The sequence below is a fragment of the Archangium sp. genome (assembly GCF_057119385.1).
In genome coordinates this window covers 1-16,686 of sequence record NZ_DBNGVP010000162.1, presented here as the reverse complement: position 1 = coordinate 16,686, position 16,686 = coordinate 1, and the positions used below count along the sequence as shown (strand labels likewise).

At 65.9% G+C, this 16,686-nt stretch carries 30 protein-coding genes; all 30 read right to left on the bottom strand.

Annotation, left to right across the window (positions count from 1 at the left end; genetic code table 11):
* Positions 1-12: 12 nt before the first annotated feature.
* Positions 13-1,101 (bottom strand): DNA-directed RNA polymerase subunit alpha, encoded by a 1,089-nt coding sequence (locus tag AC16DP_RS39225; RefSeq protein WP_329729751.1) that lies wholly within the window; start codon positions 1,099-1,101, stop codon positions 13-15.
* Between the two features lie 208 nt (positions 1,102-1,309).
* Positions 1,310-1,936, bottom strand: coding sequence for a 30S ribosomal protein S4 (gene rpsD, locus AC16DP_RS39220; RefSeq protein WP_329729752.1), 627 nt, complete (start codon positions 1,934-1,936; stop codon positions 1,310-1,312).
* Positions 1,937-1,999: 63 nt separating this feature from the next.
* Positions 2,000-2,449 carry a 30S ribosomal protein S11 gene (rpsK, locus tag AC16DP_RS39215; protein ID WP_267537784.1) on the bottom strand — a complete coding sequence of 150 codons (450 nt, stop codon included), beginning with the start codon at positions 2,447-2,449 and terminating at the stop codon, positions 2,000-2,002.
* Between the two features lie 68 nt (positions 2,450-2,517).
* Positions 2,518-2,901, bottom strand: coding sequence for a 30S ribosomal protein S13 (rpsM, locus tag AC16DP_RS39210; protein ID WP_047857270.1), 384 nt, complete (start codon positions 2,899-2,901; stop codon positions 2,518-2,520).
* A 51-nt stretch (positions 2,902-2,952) separates the two neighbouring features.
* Positions 2,953-3,069, bottom strand: coding sequence for a 50S ribosomal protein L36 (rpmJ, locus tag AC16DP_RS39205; protein WP_002633586.1), 117 nt, complete (start codon positions 3,067-3,069; stop codon positions 2,953-2,955).
* A 78-nt stretch (positions 3,070-3,147) separates the two neighbouring features.
* The gene (infA, locus tag AC16DP_RS39200) at positions 3,148-3,366 is read right to left on the bottom strand and encodes a translation initiation factor IF-1 (RefSeq protein WP_043409051.1); all 219 of its coding nucleotides are present in this window, start codon (positions 3,364-3,366) and stop codon (positions 3,148-3,150) included.
* A gap of 137 nt (positions 3,367-3,503) precedes the next feature.
* Entirely contained in the window at positions 3,504-4,268 is a 765-nt protein-coding gene (gene map / locus AC16DP_RS39195) for a type I methionyl aminopeptidase (protein WP_329729753.1), read from the bottom strand.
* A 20-nt stretch (positions 4,269-4,288) separates the two neighbouring features.
* Positions 4,289-4,936 carry an adenylate kinase gene (locus AC16DP_RS39190; protein ID WP_329729754.1) on the bottom strand — a complete coding sequence of 216 codons (648 nt, stop codon included), beginning with the start codon at positions 4,934-4,936 and terminating at the stop codon, positions 4,289-4,291.
* Between the two features lie 108 nt (positions 4,937-5,044).
* Complete coding sequence (gene secY, locus AC16DP_RS39185; RefSeq protein ID WP_329729755.1) at positions 5,045-6,391, bottom strand: preprotein translocase subunit SecY; 1,347 nt, start codon at positions 6,389-6,391, stop codon at positions 5,045-5,047.
* A gap of 126 nt (positions 6,392-6,517) precedes the next feature.
* Positions 6,518-7,033 carry a 50S ribosomal protein L15 gene (gene rplO, locus AC16DP_RS39180; RefSeq protein ID WP_329729756.1) on the bottom strand — a complete coding sequence of 172 codons (516 nt, stop codon included), beginning with the start codon at positions 7,031-7,033 and terminating at the stop codon, positions 6,518-6,520.
* A 16-nt stretch (positions 7,034-7,049) separates the two neighbouring features.
* The gene (gene rpmD, locus AC16DP_RS39175; RefSeq protein ID WP_329729757.1) at positions 7,050-7,313 is read right to left on the bottom strand and encodes a 50S ribosomal protein L30; all 264 of its coding nucleotides are present in this window, start codon (positions 7,311-7,313) and stop codon (positions 7,050-7,052) included.
* A gap of 3 nt (positions 7,314-7,316) precedes the next feature.
* Positions 7,317-7,835: a 30S ribosomal protein S5 gene (rpsE, locus tag AC16DP_RS39170; protein ID WP_043409036.1), complete on the bottom strand. Its 519-nt coding sequence runs from the start codon at positions 7,833-7,835 to the stop codon at positions 7,317-7,319.
* 27 nt (positions 7,836-7,862) lie between these two features.
* Entirely contained in the window at positions 7,863-8,219 is a 357-nt protein-coding gene (gene rplR / locus AC16DP_RS39165) for a 50S ribosomal protein L18 (RefSeq protein WP_043409034.1), read from the bottom strand.
* A gap of 96 nt (positions 8,220-8,315) precedes the next feature.
* Positions 8,316-8,885 carry a 50S ribosomal protein L6 gene (gene rplF, locus AC16DP_RS39160; protein WP_047857266.1) on the bottom strand — a complete coding sequence of 190 codons (570 nt, stop codon included), beginning with the start codon at positions 8,883-8,885 and terminating at the stop codon, positions 8,316-8,318.
* A 60-nt stretch (positions 8,886-8,945) separates the two neighbouring features.
* Complete coding sequence (rpsH, locus tag AC16DP_RS39155; protein ID WP_329729758.1) at positions 8,946-9,347, bottom strand: 30S ribosomal protein S8; 402 nt, start codon at positions 9,345-9,347, stop codon at positions 8,946-8,948.
* A 175-nt stretch (positions 9,348-9,522) separates the two neighbouring features.
* The gene (locus AC16DP_RS39150; protein WP_043409024.1) at positions 9,523-9,708 is read right to left on the bottom strand and encodes a type Z 30S ribosomal protein S14; all 186 of its coding nucleotides are present in this window, start codon (positions 9,706-9,708) and stop codon (positions 9,523-9,525) included.
* 15 nt (positions 9,709-9,723) lie between these two features.
* A complete protein-coding gene (gene rplE / locus AC16DP_RS39145; protein WP_329729759.1) occupies positions 9,724-10,374 on the bottom strand; it encodes a 50S ribosomal protein L5 in 651 nt (216 codons plus the stop codon).
* Between the two features lie 175 nt (positions 10,375-10,549).
* Positions 10,550-10,879, bottom strand: a complete 330-nt coding sequence (gene rplX, locus AC16DP_RS39140) for a 50S ribosomal protein L24 (protein WP_043409021.1) — start codon at positions 10,877-10,879, stop codon at positions 10,550-10,552.
* A gap of 37 nt (positions 10,880-10,916) precedes the next feature.
* Positions 10,917-11,285 (bottom strand): 50S ribosomal protein L14, encoded by a 369-nt coding sequence (rplN, locus tag AC16DP_RS39135; protein WP_043409019.1) that lies wholly within the window; start codon positions 11,283-11,285, stop codon positions 10,917-10,919.
* A gap of 106 nt (positions 11,286-11,391) precedes the next feature.
* Entirely contained in the window at positions 11,392-11,706 is a 315-nt protein-coding gene (rpsQ, locus tag AC16DP_RS39130; protein WP_043409017.1) for a 30S ribosomal protein S17, read from the bottom strand.
* An 11-nt stretch (positions 11,707-11,717) separates the two neighbouring features.
* A complete protein-coding gene (gene rpmC / locus AC16DP_RS39125; RefSeq protein ID WP_329729760.1) occupies positions 11,718-11,924 on the bottom strand; it encodes a 50S ribosomal protein L29 in 207 nt (68 codons plus the stop codon).
* Positions 11,925-11,990: 66 nt separating this feature from the next.
* A complete protein-coding gene (rplP, locus tag AC16DP_RS39120; protein WP_329729761.1) occupies positions 11,991-12,410 on the bottom strand; it encodes a 50S ribosomal protein L16 in 420 nt (139 codons plus the stop codon).
* 59 nt (positions 12,411-12,469) lie between these two features.
* Positions 12,470-13,132, bottom strand: a complete 663-nt coding sequence (gene rpsC, locus AC16DP_RS39115; RefSeq protein WP_043409008.1) for a 30S ribosomal protein S3 — start codon at positions 13,130-13,132, stop codon at positions 12,470-12,472.
* Positions 13,133-13,178: 46 nt separating this feature from the next.
* Entirely contained in the window at positions 13,179-13,526 is a 348-nt protein-coding gene (gene rplV / locus AC16DP_RS39110; RefSeq protein ID WP_329729762.1) for a 50S ribosomal protein L22, read from the bottom strand.
* 40 nt (positions 13,527-13,566) lie between these two features.
* Positions 13,567-13,848: a 30S ribosomal protein S19 gene (gene rpsS / locus AC16DP_RS39105; protein WP_267537797.1), complete on the bottom strand. Its 282-nt coding sequence runs from the start codon at positions 13,846-13,848 to the stop codon at positions 13,567-13,569.
* A gap of 15 nt (positions 13,849-13,863) precedes the next feature.
* On the bottom strand, positions 13,864-14,709 hold the full coding sequence (rplB, locus tag AC16DP_RS39100; RefSeq protein WP_043409000.1) for a 50S ribosomal protein L2: 846 nt from the start codon (positions 14,707-14,709) through the stop codon (positions 13,864-13,866).
* A 32-nt stretch (positions 14,710-14,741) separates the two neighbouring features.
* A complete protein-coding gene (locus AC16DP_RS39095; RefSeq protein ID WP_043408997.1) occupies positions 14,742-15,035 on the bottom strand; it encodes a 50S ribosomal protein L23 in 294 nt (97 codons plus the stop codon).
* On the bottom strand, positions 15,032-15,655 hold the full coding sequence (gene rplD / locus AC16DP_RS39090; RefSeq protein WP_329729763.1) for a 50S ribosomal protein L4: 624 nt from the start codon (positions 15,653-15,655) through the stop codon (positions 15,032-15,034). The genes AC16DP_RS39095 and rplD overlap by 4 nt, the downstream gene beginning before the upstream one ends.
* Before the next feature lie 53 nt (positions 15,656-15,708).
* On the bottom strand, positions 15,709-16,017 hold the full coding sequence (gene rpsJ, locus AC16DP_RS39085; RefSeq protein WP_002625389.1) for a 30S ribosomal protein S10: 309 nt from the start codon (positions 16,015-16,017) through the stop codon (positions 15,709-15,711).
* A 191-nt stretch (positions 16,018-16,208) separates the two neighbouring features.
* Positions 16,209-16,686 (bottom strand): EF-Tu C-terminal domain-related protein (locus tag AC16DP_RS39080; protein ID WP_483956958.1); only part of this gene is annotated, 478 nt, incomplete at its 5' end.

The following is a 16,686-nucleotide window of genomic DNA, read 5'->3' as shown; positions in this document are numbered from 1 at the left end:
TGCGGGAGTCTACTAGGCCTTGGGAGCGCCGGGGGGCACCACGCCACCCGCCGTCGCCGCGGCGGCGGCCGCAGCAGCAGCAGCCGCACCCGGAGCGGGCGCGGGCGGGGTCTTCGGGGGCCAGTTCTCCAGCTTCATGCCGAGCGACAGGCCCATCTCCGCGAGGATCTCCTTGATCTCCTTCAAGGACTTGCGGCCGAAGTTCTTGGTCTTGAGCATCTCGGCCTCGGTGCGCTGCACCAGGTCGCCGATGGTCTTGATGTTGGCCTGCTGCAGGCAGTTGGCCGAGCGCACGGAGAGCTCCAACTCGTCCACCGAGCGGAAGAGGTTCTCGTTGAGCTTGGCCTCCTCCTTCGGGGCCTCGACCGCCACGGGCTCCTCGGTCTCGTCGAAGTTGACGAAGACGGTGAGCTGCTCCTTGATGATCTTGGCCGCGTAGGCGACGGCGTCCTGGGGCGTGACGGAGCCGTCCGTCCACACCTCGAGGGCGAGCTTGTCGTAGTCGGTGACCTGGCCGACGCGGGCGTTGGTCACCTGGTAGTTCACCTTGCGGATGGGCGAGAACAGCGAGTCGATGGGGATGGTGCCAATGGGCGAGCCCGCCACCTTGTTGGCCATGGCCGGCACGTAGCCGCGGCCGCGGCGGCACGTCAGCTCCATGCGGACCTTGCCACCCTCGGAGACGGTGCAGATGTGGTGACCCGGGTTGAGGATCTCCACGTCCTGGTCGGTGATGATGTCACCGGCCTTGATCTCCTTGGGGCCCTCGGCCTCGATGCGGATCGTCTTCGGCTCATTCGTGTGCATCCGGAGGAGGACCTCCTTCAGGTTCAGCACGATGTCCGTGACGTCCTCCGCCACCTCGGAGATGGTGGTGAACTCGTGGTCCACGCCCTCGATCTTCACCGTGGTGATGGCGGCACCCTGCAGGGACGACAGCAGGACGCGGCGCAGCGAGTTGCCCAGCGTGGTGCCAAAACCGCGCTCGAGCGGCTCGGCCACGAACTTGGCGTAGGTAGGGGTGAGGGAGTCCTGATCGACCTCGAGCCGGCGGGGCTTGATGAGGTCACGCCAGTTCTTCGCGAGGAAAGAGTCAGCCATGGTCTTCTGCTCCTGGGAACGTGCGCCACCACCGACTTACCCACCGGGGTGGTGGGAGGATGGCCACGCGGGGTTGCTTTGAATAACGGCCGGCCCCGGGGCTGCACGGAGGGGCCTGCGGTAGAAGCACGACGCCCCGGCGGTGAGGCCAGGGCGCGTACGACAGCTCCAGCGGTAGGTCTCGCCCGGGAGAGGCGAGCCAGGCCGATTACTTCGAGTACAGCTCGACGATCAGCTGCTCCTGGATCGGCATGGTCAGGTCCTCGCGGTTCGGCGCGGTGCGCACCGTGGCCTTGAAGCCCTTCTTGTCCAGGTCGATCCACTGCGGCACGCCGCGGCGATCCACCGTCTCCAGCGCCTCGGAGATGCGGAGGATCTTCCGGCTCTTCTCGGCCACCTCGATGGTGGTGCCCGGCTTCACGGCGAAGGACGGGATGTTGACCCGCTTGCCGTTGATCGTGAAGTGGCCGTGACGCACCAGCTGGCGGGCCTCGGCGCGGGTGTCCGCGAAGCCCATGCGGAACACCACGTTGTCCAGGCGGAGCTCCAGCTGCTGCAGGAGGTTCTCACCGGTCTTGCCCTTGGCGGCGGAGGCGCGGTGGTAGTAGCCGCGGAACTGGCTCTCCAGCAGGCCGTACATGCGCTTGACCTTCTGCTTCTCGCGCAGCTGCACGCCGTAGCCGGAGAACTTCACGCGGCCCTGGCCGTGCTGACCGGGGGGATAGGGACGCCGCTCGATGGCACACTTGTCCGTGTAGCAGCGGTCACCCTTCAGATACATCTTCAGGTTCTCACGCCGGCAGATACGGCAGGCGGAGGCGGTATAACGGGCCACGATGCTTCTCCGTGTAGAGGTGGTCTGGACCGCTCCCCTTCAGGAGAGCGGCCCGGGATGGAACTAGACGCGGCGGCGCTTGGGCTGACGGCAGCCGTTGTGCGGGATGGGCGTCACGTCGCGGATGAGCGCGATCTTCAGGCCGGCGGCGGCGAGCGCACGCAGGGCGGACTCACGGCCCGCGCCAGGACCCTTCACCAGCACCGTCACGTTCTTCAAGCCGTGCTCCATGGCCTTGGCCGCGGCGTCACCGGCGGCCACCTGGGCGGCGAACGGCGTCGACTTGCGGCTGCCGCGGAAGCCGCGGGCGCCAGCGGAGGACCAGGAGATCACGTTCCCGGACACGTCCGTGATCGTGATGATGGTGTTGTTGAACGTGGACTGGATGTGGACCACGCCATTGAGGATGCTCTTCTTGCCCTTCTTGCCCTTCTTGCGCGCAGCGGCGGCGGTGTCGCCCGTCGCGGGGGCCGCAGCGGCCGGGGCCGCAGGCGCGTTGGTCTCTTCAGCCATGGAACTCGTTGCTCCGTGAGGTAGGTGATCGACGCCGGCGCCTCAGGGGGCCGGCGCAGGTGGAAGAACTAGCGAGCGGCCGTCGCCGGCTTGGCGCGCACGATGCCGCGCTTCGGGCCCTTGCGGGTACGCGCGTTGGTGTGCGTCCGCTGACCACGGACCGGCAGACCCTTGCGGTGACGCAGACCCCGGTAGCAACCCAGGTCCATCAGCCGCTTGATGTTCATGGTCACCTCGCGACGGAGGTCACCCTCGACCTTGTAGGTCGCCTCGAGGATCTCGCGGATCTTGCGAGTCTGCTCCTCGGTCAGGTCCTTGGTCCGGGTGGCGAGGTCGATTCCCGCCGCGGTGATGATGTCGTGGGCGGACTTGTTGCCGATCCCGTAGATGTACTGGAGCGAGATCACCGCGCGCTTGTTGGGCGGGAGGTCGATGCCGGCGATACGAGCCATCTTGAGTCGTTCCTTCTGGTGAGTTGGTCTGGAGCTCGGTCCCTGAGGGGCCTAGCCCTGGCGCTGCTTGTGCCGCGGGTTGGAGGCGCAGATGACGCGCACGATGCCCTTGCGGCGGACAACCTTGCACTTGTCGCAGATCTTCTTGACGGACGCCCGAACCTTCATGGCGGTACTTCCCTTCCTTCGCTTTAGAAAAGAAAAGCCTCGAGGGCCGGTCCGCCATTCCGCGGAACCGAGCCCTTGCTACTTCGCCCGGTAGGTGATCCGGCCCCGGGACAGATCGTACGGGGACAGCTCGACCTTGACCTTGTCGCCCGGGAGGATTCGGATGAAGTGCATCCGCATCTTGCCCGAGATATGCGCGAGCACCTTGTGGCCATTGTCCAGCACCACACGGAACATCGCGTTCGGGAGGGGCTCCATCACGGTCCCCTCGACTTCGATGGAATCATCCTTCGGCAATCAGATAACCCTCTCGCGGACCACCGGAACTCTGGAAGCGCGGCGGGATAACACTTTGGTCCAGAAGTGGCAAGCATCCTCGCGCGGTAAAACCGAATTTCTACGAACCCCTGTATACCACATCATATTCCGCTCGCCTACCCGGCCCTGTGCCGGGTGAGGACTTCCGGCCCTCCTTCGGTGATGAGCACGGTGTGCTCGAAGTGAGCGGAAAGCTTGCTGTCGCGCGTCACGGCTGTCCACTGATCCTCGAGGACCATCACCTCATCCGTGCCCTGGTTCACCATGGGCTCGAGCGCGAGGACCATTCCTGGACGAAGCTTCAGGCCACTGCCTGGCTGGCCGTGGTTGGGCACATCCGGCTCCTCGTGGAGGCGGCGGCCGATGCCATGGCCGCTGAAGAGCCGGACCACGGAGAAGCCCCGGGCCTCCACGTGGCGCTGGACGGCATGGCCGATGTCGCCGAGCCGGTTGCCGGGCACCATGGCCTGGATGCCCTTGTGGAGGGCTTCCCGGGTGGTGTTGACCAGGGTCTGGGCCTCGGAGCTCACCGTCCCCACCGGCACCGTCCGGGCCGAGTCCCCGAAGAAGCCCCGGTAGACGACCCCGAAGTCCAGCTTCATCAGGTCCCCCTCCCGCAGCTTGCGCCGCTTGGAGGGGATGCCGTGTACCACCTCGTCGTTGACGGAGGCGCACAGGCAGGCCGGGAAGCCATGGTAGCCCTTGAAGGCTGGCCTGGCGCCCTTCTGGTAGATGAGCTTCTCGGACAGGGCATCCAGGTCCCAGGTGGTGACACCCGGGGCCACGGCCTTCTCGAGTTCGTCCAGGATCTCGCTCACGATGCGCCCGGCTTCGCGCATGAGGGCGATCTCCTCCCGGCTCTTGATCGCGACCTGGCCCACGGCTGCCCCTGCCCGCCTGCTCAGCCCCTGCCCAGGGCCTTCTTGATGTCGGCGTACACGCCCTCGGGCGAGCCGACACCGTCGATCGTCTTGAGCAGGCCGCGCTGCGCGTAGAACGGCTCCAGGGCCGCGGTCTCCGCGTCGTACTTCTTCAGGCGCTTCTCGATGACGTCCGCCTTGTCGTCATCGCGCTGCACCAGGCCGGTGCCGTCCTTGTCGCAGTAGCCCGCCCGCTTCGGGGGGTTCTGGTAGACGTGGTAGACGGAGCCGCAGGTGGGGCACGAGCGCCGGCCCGAGCCACGCTCGATGAGCTTCTCGTGGGGCACCTTGAGGGACACCACGGCGTCGAGCTTCTTGCCCAGCCGGGCGAGCATGCGCTCGAGCGCCTCGGCCTGGGGAGGGGTGCGCGGGAAGCCGTCCAGGACGAAACCATGGGCGCAGTCCGGCTCCTTGAGGCGCTCCTCCACGATGCCGATGACGATCTCGTCGGGCACGTAGGCACCGGCGGCCATCAGCGGACCGGCCAGCTTGCCCAGCTCGGTGCCCTCGCGGACCGCCTTGCGGAGGATGTCGCCCGTGGAGATCTGCGGAAGCTTGAACTCCGCGTACAGATTCTTCGCCTGGGTCCCCTTCCCCACGAAGGGCGGGCCAAACAGGATGAGGTTCATTCGATTCCTCTCAGCTCGTCAGGAAGGATGCTCAACACACCCCTGCAACGACGAGGCGCTCCTCCCCGGGGTGAGGGGGGAGGAGCGCCAGGGAAACTACTGACTCGACTAGGCCGCCACGCGGACCCGGCCGCGGATGCGCGGGCCGCGAGGACCGGCGAAGCCCTCGTAGTTGCGGCTGATGAGGTGACCCTCGATCTGCTGCACCGTGTCCAGCGCCACGCCCACGACGATGAGCAGGGCGGTGCCGCCGAAGGTGAAGCGCACGCCCAGCACGTTGCTGATGATGGACGGAATCACGCAGATGGCGGCCAGGTAGAGCGCGCCACCGAAGGTGATGCGGTTGAGCACGCCCTCGATGAAGTCCGCCGTCTGACGGCCCGGACGGATGCCCGGGATGTAGCCGCCCTGCTTCTTGATGTTGTCCGCCACGTCGTCCGGCCGGAAGGTCAGCGCCGTGTAGAAGAACGAGAAGAAGATGATGAGCAGCACGAAGATGCCGTTGTACACCCAGGGGCTGCCCTCGATGCTGCGCTGCACCGTCTGCAGCGCCGGGAACCAGGTGCCCAGGGTGGCCGGGAAGGACAGCAGCGCGCCGGCGAAGATCGGCGGAATCACGCCCGCGGTGTTGACCTTCATCGGGAAGTAGGTGGCCTGGCCCGCGAACATCCGCCGCCCGGCCATCCGCTTGGCGTACTGCACGGGGATGCGCCGCATGCCGCGCTCGACGTAGCAGACCACGCCCACCACCAGCACCATGAACGCCAGGAGGGCGCCCACGGCGGCCACGCTGATGATCTCCTGGGAGATCATGTCCAGCAGCGTCTTACCGCTGGGCAGCAGACCGGCCACGATGCCCGCGAAGATGATGATGGAGATACCGTTGCCGATGCCGCGCTCGGTGATGCGCTCACCCAGCCACATGATGAACGCGGTGCCCGCCGTCAGGGAGATGACGGTCATGAAGGTGAACCAGGCGTTGTCGTTGGGGACGACAATCTGGTTGAAGCCGTTCTGTCCCGCGTCGGAGCGGCCGAGCGAGGCCAGCCAGCGCGAGATGCCGATGCCCTGGATGACGGACAGGAGGATCGTGCCGTAGCGGGTATACTGGTTGATCTTCTGCCGTCCACCCGCCCCCTCCTTCTGGAGACGCTCCAGGCTGGGCACCACCACCGCCAGCAGCTGGATGATGATGGAGGAGGACACGTACGGCATGATGCCCAGACCGAAGATGGACATCTGGTCCAGGGCGCCGCCAGAGAAGAGGTTGAAGAGCGAGAACAGGCCGCCCGACTGGCGCTGAGCGTCCATGAACGCGTTCATCGCCGCTCGGTCGACGCCGGGCGTGTTGATGAAGATACCGATGCGGTACACCGCGAGCAGCCCCAGCGTATAGATGAGCCGGCTGCGCAGCTCCGCGATGCGGAAGACGTTGGCGAAGGCGTTCAGAGCCACGTGGGAACCATCCCCCAAAAAGGTTTCAGCGAGAACAACAGCGCCCCCATCCGAATTCGGACAGGGGCGCGGAATCCTACACGGATAGAGCGGCGCGCACCACTAGGAGTGTGATGCGCCCTACCCTCACGACTTGGCCTTCTTGACACCCTTACCGCTGTGGGCCTTCGCGGCGGACTCGGGCTTGTGGGCCACGAGCGGCAGCTCGTCGACGGAACCGCCCGCCTTCTCGACCGCCTCGCGAGCCGTGGCCGAGAGCTTGTGCGCCCGGACGGTCAGCTTCTTGGTGAGGGTGCCGTTGCCGAGCACCTTCACGCCGTCGTAGCGGCCCTTCACCAGGCCACGCGCCTTCAGCGCCGCCTCGTCCACCGTGGCGCCCGCGTCGAACGCCTCGAGGTCCGCCAGGTTCACCACCGCGTAGATGGTGCGGTTGGGGGAGATGAAGCCGAACTTCGGCAGCCGGCGCTGCAGCGGGCTCTGACCGCCCTCGAAGCCCTCGAACCGCATGTTGCCGGAACGGGCCTTCTGGCCCTTGCCACCGCGGCCGGCCGTCTTGCCCAGACCGCTACCCTGGCCGCGGCCCACCCGCTTCTTGCGGTGCCACGAGTTCGCCGGGCGCTTCAGGTTGTTGAGCGTAGTCATTGTCTGAACCCTCTTCCTAGGCCTTGGAGGCCTGGCTGGCGCGCGCGGCGTCGCGCTCCCGGATGTGCCGGGGCTTGCGACGGGTCGTCTTCGGGGCGTCGCCCTGCACCGTCTCGGACGTCACCAGGTGACGCACCTTGTTCACCATGCCGCGAATCGCCGGCGTGTCCTGGAGGAGCCGCTCGTCGCCGAACTTCTTCAGCCCGAGGCTCCGGATGGTCGCGAGCTGGTCCACGGACGAACCCGCGAAGCTCTTCGTCAGCTTGACCTTGAGCGCCATGATTTAACCCCTCGCCTCTTCGGACTTCTGGGGACCCACGTCCTTGCCGCGCAGGCGCGACACCTGCTCCGGCGAACGCAGCGTCTTCAGACCGGCCACCGTGGCCTTCAGCACGTTGTGGGGATTCCGCGAGCCCTGGCTCTTGGTCAGGATGTTGCGGATACCCGCCGCCTCGAGAACCGCGCGCACCGCACCACCGGCGATGACGCCCGTACCCTCACCGGCCGGCTTCAGGAGCACCCAGCCCGCGCCGAAGTGCCCGAGCACCTCGTGCGGAATGGTGTGGCCCTGCAGCGGAACGCGGAACAGGTTCTTCTTCGCGTTCTCGCCACCCTTGCGGATGGCCTCGGGGACCTCGTTGGCCTTGCCCAGGCCGATGCCGACGTGGCCGGCACCATCGCCCACCACCACCAGCGCGGCGAACGAGAACCGCCGGCCGCCCTTCACCACCTTGGCGACGCGGTTGATATTCACCACGCGGTCGGTGAGGTCGAGATCGTTTGGATTGATCGGAGTTGCCACTTGGGAACTTCCTTATTCGAAAGGTTTCTAGAACTTCAGCCCGCCCTCACGCGCGGCATCGGCCACGGCGGCGATACGGCCATGGTAGGGGAAGCCGTTGCGATCGAACACCACCGCGTCGACATTGGCCGCCTTGCACTTCTGGGCGATCAGGGCGCCCACGCGCTTGGCCTCGGCCTTCTTGTCGCCCTCGGTATTGCCCTTGAGCTCCTTGGAGAGCGACGAGGCGAACGCCAGGGTGCGGCCCGTGGTGTCGTCCACCACCTGGGCGTAGATGTGCTTGAGGCTCTTGTAGACCGACAGACGCGGGCGCTCGGTGGTACCCGAGAGCTTCCGGCGGATGCGGTCCTTCCTCTTGAGGCGCGGATCGAGTTTCTTCGACATGGATGATTCCTTCTCCGTCCGGCGGTGATGGGGACTTCCACCGCCGGATGATTGCGCGGCACCAGGTGGCGCCGCGCGGTTGGGTGTTCACTCCGACTAGGCGGTGCCCGTCTTGCCTTCCTTGCGACGGATCTTCTCGGTCGAGTACTTGATGCCCTTGCCCTTGTACGGCTCGGGCGGGCGCAGCGCGCGGATCTTCACGGCGGCGGCCCCGAGGGCCTCCTTGTCCGCGGACCGGAGCGTCAGACCGAGGGTGGGCAGACCGTCCTCGGTGCGCGCGGCCTTGTCGACCTCGGCCGTCACGCCCTCGGGCAGGTTGAACACCACCGGGTGCGAGTAGCCCAGCGACATGTTGATCGTCTTGCCCTTGACCTCGGCGCGGAAACCGACGCCGCGGATGTCCAGGCGGCGCTCGAAGCCCGTGGACACGCCCTTGGCCGCGTTGGCCAGCAGCGTGCGCGTCAGGCCGTGCAGGCTGCGGGCCTCGCGCGACTCATCCTCGCGCTCCACCCGGACCTCACCGCCCGCGACCGTCACCTTCACGCCCTTGGCGGGAAGCTGAACGACCATCTTGCCCTTGGGGCCTTCAAAACTGACCTGGCGGCCCGACACAGTGGCCTTCGTCTTGTCCGCCAGCTTGACCGGAAGCTTTCCAATCCGACTCATGATTTCCTCAGTGCAGTCAGTCCAGGTCGCGGCGGTGAGCCGCGGCACCCGGGGGGCTGGCTAGTAGACGGTGCAGAGCAGCTCGCCGCCGACCTTCTGCTTGCGAGCCTCGGAGTCCACCATCACGCCCTTCGAGGTGGAGAGGATGGAGATGCCCAGGCCGCCGAGAACCTGCGGAATCTCACGCACGTTGACGTAACGGCGCAGGCCGGGCTTGGACACGCGGCGAATGCCGGTGATGGCCGGGGAGCGATCCGGGCCGTACTTCAGCTGGACCGAGATCTCGTTCTGCGGGGCGCGCTCGTGGATCGTGTAGTCCCCGATGAAGCCCTCGGACTTGAGAACCTTGATGATCTCGACCTTGAGGTTCGAGTGGGGCATGACGACCTTGTCGTGACGCGCGCGCGAGCCGTTGCGCAGGCGGGTCAGCATGTCGCCAATGGGATCGTTGACAACCGACATGAAAGTACCTTCCGTGCGGAGCGGCTTCACCGCGTCCGCGCTCGCAACCGCCGCGCCTGCCGGGCCCATCCCGGGGGTTCGCCACGGCTGCCATGCATTTCACTGCTTCGGCCCGCCCTTCAGGGGCGGACCAGGCACCCGGACCCCTGCTCGAGGTCCGGAAGCCCGCGTCCGACTACCAGGACGACTTGGTGACGCCGGTGATCTCGCCGCGGAGCGCGCGGTGCCGGAAGCAGATACGGCACATGTTGAACTTCCGCAGGAACGCGCGGGGCCGGCCGCAGAGCGGGCAGCGGTTGTACGCGCGGACGGAGAACTTCGGCTTGCGCTTCGCCTGGGCGATCTTCGAGAGCTTGGCCATGGATGCGAATCCTCGTTACGTGCGGAACGGCATGCCGAAGTGACGCATCAGCGCCAGCCCCTGCTCATCGTTCGCGGCGGTGGTGACGAAGCTGATGTTGAGCCCCTTCACCTTCTCGATCTGGTCGTAGTTGATTTCCGGGAAGATGATCTGCTCGCGGACGCCGAGCGTGTAGTTGCCCTTCCCGTCGAACGCCTTGGGGGACACGCCCTTGAAGTCACGCACGCGCGGCAGCGCCACGGTGATGAGGCGGTCCAGGAACTCGTACATGCGGTCGCCGCGCAGCGTGACGGCGCAGCCGATGGCCTGGCCCTGGCGCAGCTTGAAGTTCGCGATGGACTTGCGGGCGCGGGTCACCACGGGCTTCTGGCCGGTGATGGCACCCAGCTGGTCCACGGCGGACTCAAGGATCTTGTTGTTGGCGAGCGCCTCGCCCAGACCCATGTTGACGACGATCTTCTCGAGGCGGGGAACCTGCATCGGGTTCTTGAGCGCCAGGTCCTTCATGAGCGCCGGGATGCCCTCCTTGCGGAAGCGCACCTTGAGACGCGCGGGGCCAACCTTCAGACCCTCCTCGATGTTCGCCGCGAAACCGGCCTTCTTGACTTCTTCCTTCTTGCGGCCCTTCTTTTCCTTCTTCGCCGCGTCCTTCTTCTCTTCAGCCATCGTCTTGTCCTCTGCTTCGGAGCGCCGCCGTGGACCCAGCGCGCCGATCAGTGCTGCGTGGAAACTGGAAACACCGGAGCCCCCACGGGTCCTTCGGGGCCCCGGGTATGCTCGCCCGCCCTCCCCTCACCCGAGGTAGGGCAAAGGGCGCGCATACATGCCCGAACCGGCACCCCTAGTCAATCAGGGCGTCGCAGTTCTTGCAGAACCGCTTCTTCTTGTCCCCATCAACCCGGACACCGACGCGGGTGGGCTTGTCGCACTTGGCGCAAACCACCTGCACGTCCGAGATCTGGATGGTGCCCGGCTTCTCCACGATGCCGCCCTCGGGCTGCTGGGGCGTCTTGCGGAGGTGGCGCTTGACCAGGCGCAGGCCCTCGACGGTCACGCGCTGGGCCTCCCGGTCGATCTTCAGCACCTTGCCACGCTTGGTCGCCGGGGTCTTCTCCGAGCGCTCGGCGCCGGCGATGACCTGGACGGTGTCTCCAACCTTGAGCTTCTCCATGGTTCCTCTCCCTCCTCGCGGACCGCCTGATGCCCTACTAGAGGACCTCGGGAGCGAGCGAGATGATCTTCATGAACTTGCGGGCGCGGAGCTCGCGGGCCACCGGCCCGAAGATGCGCGTCCCGATGGGCTCCATGTCCTTGTTGATGAGGACGGCGGAGTTGCCATCGAACTTGATGTAGCTGCCATCCGGACGGCCCACCTCGCGCGCGGTGCGCACGATGACCGCCTTGGCCACGTCACCCTTCTTCACCTTGGAGTTCGGCAGCGCCTCGCGCACCGACACGACGATCACATCGCCGATGGACGCGTACTTGCGCTTCGAGCCACCGAGCACCTTGATGCAGAACACCTTCTTGGCGCCCGAGTTGTCGGCCACGTCGAGCACGCTCGTCATCTGAATCATCTGGAATCTCCTATCTCAGCTACGGCAGGCCCATCCGGTGAGGACGGGCACCGCGCGGCTCGAGCCACGGCCTCGCGCGCCTGTGGGCTGCGCGAGCTCGGACGGCTCAGACGTTCTTGCTCTTCTCCAACACCTCGACCACGCGCCAGCGCTTGTCCTTGGAAGCAGGACGGGTCTCGGCGATCCGCACCCGGTCACCCTCGTTGATGGTGATCTTGGCCGGATAGTCGTGATCCTCGACGTGCGCCTTGTACTTCTCGCGCATGCTCATGATCTTCCCGTACTTCGGGTGAGACGCGCGGCGCGAGACGGTGACGACCACCGTCTTCTGCATCTTGTTGGAGGTCACGATCCCCACGCGGGTCTTGGGACGGCCGCGGGTGGAGATCTTGGCAGAGGTGGATTGAGTCGCTTCAGCCATGAGAAAAGCTCCTAAGCCTTCTTCTCCGCCCGGGACTTCTCCCCCAGGACGGTCAGGATGCGCGCCAGGTCGCGCTTGTGCTGGGTGCGCTCGGACGGGTTGTCGAGCGAGCCGGTGGCCCGCTTGAGCTGATCCTGGAACAGCGTCTCGCGCAGCTCGGCCGCGCGCCGCTGCAGGTCGTCCGCCGAGAGCTCCTTGAGTTCCTTCGCAGTCGCCATCTTCAAATCTCCTTCAAGCCAGCGGGCGGCCCCTCTACACCAGGTGGGCCGCCCGGAGGCAGAAAACTAGAGGGCCAGCTCGCTGCGGCTGACGATCTTCGTCAGCACGGGCAGCTTCGCCTGGGCCAGCTTCATGGCGGCCGTGGCAACCTCGGGCGTCATACCCTCCATCTCGTAGAGGATGCGGCCGGGCTTGACCACCGCCACGTAGAACTCCACACCACCCTTACCGGTACCCATGCGGGTCTCGGCGGGCTTCTTGGTGATCGGCTTGTCCGGGAACACGCGGATCCAGATCTTGCCGCCACGCTTGATGTGGCGCGTCATCGCGATACGGGCCGCCTCGATCTGCCGCGAGGTGATCCACCCCGGCTGCAGGGACATCAGGCCGTACTCACCGAAGGTGAGATCGCTGCCGCGGTGGGCCTGGCCGGGCGTGCGGCCCTTGTGCATCTTGCGGTATTTCGTACGAGCAGGCTGAAGCATCGTCGGTGTCCTTCAGGCCCGAGCGAGCCGCCCCTCACGGAGCGGCTCCCGGGGAAGAGTTAGCGGTTGGCGGCCGGCGCGGCCTGGCCACCCTTGGTGGGGAGCACCTCGCCGCGGCAGATCCAGACCTTGCAACCGATCTTGCCGTAGGTCGTCTTGGCCTCGGCGAAACCGTAGTCGATGTCCGCGCGGAGGGTATGCAGGGGCACGCGGCCCTCGCGGTACCACTCGTAGCGGGCCATCTCCGCGCCGCCGAGACGGCCGGAGCAGGAGACGCGGATGCCCTTGGCGCCGAACTTCATCGCCGTCTGCAGCGCCTTCTTCATGGCGCGGCGGAAGGCGATACGGCGCTCGAGCTGGGTGGCGATGTTCTCGGCCACCAGCTGCGCGTCCGTCTCGGCCTTGCGGACCTCGACGATGTTGAGGAAGACCTCGTTCTTGGTGAACTGCTGGAGGTCCTTCTTCACCGTCTCGATGCCGGCACCGCGCTTGCCGATGACGATGCCCGGGCGCGCGGTGTGCACGTTGACCTTCACCTTGTTCGCCGCGCGCTCGATCTCCACCTTGGAGACACCCGCGTGGGCGAGCGACTTCTTCACGAACTCGCGGATGCGGATGTCTTCATGCAGCCACTGCGCGTAGTTCTTGTGCTCGAACCACTTGGAGTCCCAGGTCTTGATGACCCCGAGGCGGAACCCAATGGGATGGACTTTCTGGCCCAACGTGCTTCTCCTTCGAATCGGTTGCGTGGGGCGCCAGGGGGCGGCCTTACTTCTTGGCCGCCTCCTCCAGCACCACGTGAATGTGGCTGGTCTTCTTGTTGATGCGCGTGGCGCGGCCCATGGCGCGCGGCATATAGCGGCGCTGGGTCGGACCCTGATCCACCGAGATCGTCTTCACGATCAGCCGGTCCACATCGACCTGGCCCTTGGACAGGTCGGTGGCGTTGGCCACGGCGCTCTTGATGAGCTTGGCCACGGGAACGGCCGCAGCGCGGCTGGTGAAGCGCAGGATGTTCAGGGCCTGCCCCACCGGCTTGCCCCGGACGAGTGCCGCCACCGTGGAAACCTTCCGGGGCGACATGCGCAGGAACCTCAGATGTGCCTTCGACTCCATGTCATCTCCTCTGGCGGACGCCGCTGGTCAGCGGGGCCGGCTACTTGCCCTTGGCGACCTTCTTCTCCGCCGAGTGGCCGCCGAACGTACGCGTCGGGGCGAACTCGCCGAGCTTGTGGCCCACCATGTTCTCGGTCACGAAGACGGGGATGAACTTGCGGCCGTTGTGCACCGCGAAGGTGTGGCCCACGAACTCCGGCAGGATGGTGGAACGCCGGGACCACGTCTTCACAACACTCTTCTTGTTCGTCTTGATCATGTCCTCGATCTTCTTCACGAGGAAACCATCGACGAACGGACCCTTCTTGATCGAACGCGCCATTGTGTGAACCCTCGACTACTGGCTGCGCGCGCCCGGACGGCGGACGCTCACGATGAACTTGTCAGTACGCTTGTTGGTGCGCGTGCTGAGACCCTTGGTCTTCTGGCCCCACGGCGACACCGGATGCGGATTACCCTGGCCGGACTTACCCTCACCACCACCGTGCGGGTGGTCGACGGGGTTCATCGCCAGACCGCGGACGGTGGGCCGGATGCCCAGCCAGCGGCTGCGGCCGGCCTTGCCGATGCGGATGATCTCGTGCTCCAGGTTGCCCACTTGGCCCACGGTCGCACGGCACTCGATGAGGACCATGCGCACGGCGCCCGAGGGCAGACGAACCTGGGCGTAGCGGCCCTCCTTGGCCATCAACTGGCCGGAGGAACCGGCGGAGCGGATGATCTGGGCGCCACGGCCCGGCTTCAGCTCCACGTTGTGGATGATGGTACCGATCGGGATGTTGATCAGCGGGAGGCTGTTGCCCGGACGGATGTCCGCGCCCTCACCCGCCATGACGGTGTCACCGACCTTGAGGTCGACCGGGGCGAGGATGTAGCGCTTCTCGCCATCCGCGTAGTGCAGGAGGGCGATGTTGGCGGAGCGGTTGGGGTCGTACTCGACCGCGGCGACCTTGGCCGGCACGCCGTCCTTGTCCCGACGCTTGAAGTCGATGACGCGGTAGCGGCGCTTGTGACCACCGCCCTGGTGGCGGCGGGTGATGTGGCCGTGGACGTTACGGCCGCCGGACTTCGACAGGGACTCGGTGAGCTTCTTCTCCGGCTTGCCCTTGGTGATGTCCGCGAAGTCAGACGCGGTCATCAGACGACGGGCGGCGGAGGTCGGCTTGTACTTCTTGATGCCCATGGTGGTTCCTCAACGACGGTCAGCGCAGTGCGCTAGACCGCGCCTCCCTCGAAGAGCTCGATCTTGTCCCCTTCCTTCAGGGTCACGACCGCCTTCTTGAAGTTCGGCCGCTTGCCAATCGAGCGACCCACGCGCTTCGTCTTGCCGCGCACGATGTTGGTCCGCACACCCTCGACGCTCACCTTGAAGAGCTTCTCGACGGCGTTGGCCACGTCGTACTTGCTGGCCTTCTTGTCGACGATGAACGAGTACTGCCGGAACTTCTCGCGGGCCGCGTCCAGCTTCTCGGTGATGAGCGGTCCCTTGATGACGTCGTTGATATTCACGAGAGCGCCCCCTCGATGGCCTTCGCGGCCGCGGAAGTGAGCACCAGGTGCTTGTGGCGGAGCACGGACTCGAGGTTCAGACCCTCGGGGGGCAGAACGTCGAACTTCGCCAGGTTGCGCACGCTGCGGTGCAGGTTGGTGTTGTCCTTGGCGTCGATGACCAGCGCGCCGGACAGCTTCAGGCGCTTGGTCAGAGCCTCGAAGGCCTGCTTGCTCTTGGGAGCCGACAGGCTGAAGTCGCTCACGATGATGAGCGTCTTCTCCCGGGCGCGCAGCGACAGAGCCGCCTTGAGCGCACCGCGACGGACCTTCTTCGGGGGACGGTAGAAGTAGTCCCGCTGCTTCGGGGCCATCGCCTTACCGCCGCCCACCCAGTGGGAGGCGCGGATGGAACCCTGACGAGCGCGGCCAGTGCCCTTCTGCTTCCAGGGCTTCTTGCCACCGCCGCTCACCAGCGAGGTGTTCTTCACACCCACCGTACCCCGGCGCCGGTTGATCTGCTGCATCTTCGCGACCTCATAAAAGAGGTTCGCGTTCGGCTCGGCACCGAAAACATCGTCGGAGAGCTCAAGCTCCGACACCTTCTTCAAATCCAAGTCGACTACGTCGAACTTCGCCATGGCTCTTTCCTCTGGGGAACGGAGTGGAACCGCGAGGGCTCAGCCCCGCTTCCTCAGGACTTGATCTCCACGTCAACGCCGGCCGAGAGATCCAGCTTCATCAGCGCGTCCAGCGTCTGCTGGGTCGGCTCGAGGATATCGAGCAGGCGCTTGTGAGTACGGATCTCGAACTGCTCGCGGCTCTTCTTGTCCACGTGCGGCGAGCGCAGAACCGTGAACTTGTTGATGCGCGTGGGCAGGGGGATCGGACCGGCCACCTTGGCGCCCGTGCGCCGAGCCGTCTCCACGATCTCGCCAGCGCTCTGATCCAGGAGCTTGGAGTCGTACGCCTTCAGCCGGATGCGGATCTTCTGTGTCGCCATTCGCAAAAACCTCTTTAAACGGCCTCTGCCTTCGGGAGGCGCTACGACCAACGTCCCCTGGATGTCACAGAGCCATTTCTTCGAACGAAGGGGCGCGGCTTGTACCACCGGCCCCTGGTGGATGCAACCTTATTCCGACTTCTCCGAACTTTTCTGAACAAAAGCCCGGGGAAGCGGAGAAAACGACGGAACTACGCGATGATCTCGGCCACGACGCCGGCGCCCACGGTACGGCCACCCTCGCGAACGGCGAAGCGCAGCTCCTTCTCCATGGCCACAGGGGTGATCAGCTCCACCTCGATGGCGATGTTGTCGCCGGGCATCACCATCTCCACGTTGTCGGGCAGCTTCACCGTGCCCGTCACGTCCGTGGTGCGGAAGTAGAACTGCGGGCGGTAGCCCTTGAAGAACGGGGTGTGACGGCCACCCTCCTCCTTCGTGAGCACGTAGATCTGAGCCTTGAACTTGGTGTGCGGGGTGATGGAGCCCGGCTTGGCCAGCACCTGGCCACGCTCCAGGTCCTCACGCTTCAGGCCGCGCACCAGCGCGCCGATGTTGTCGCCCGCGCGGCCCTCGTCCAGCAGCTTGCGGAACATCTCCACGCCCGTGACGACCGTCTTCTGCGTCGGGCGCAGACCCACGATCTCGATTTCCTCGCCCACCTTGATG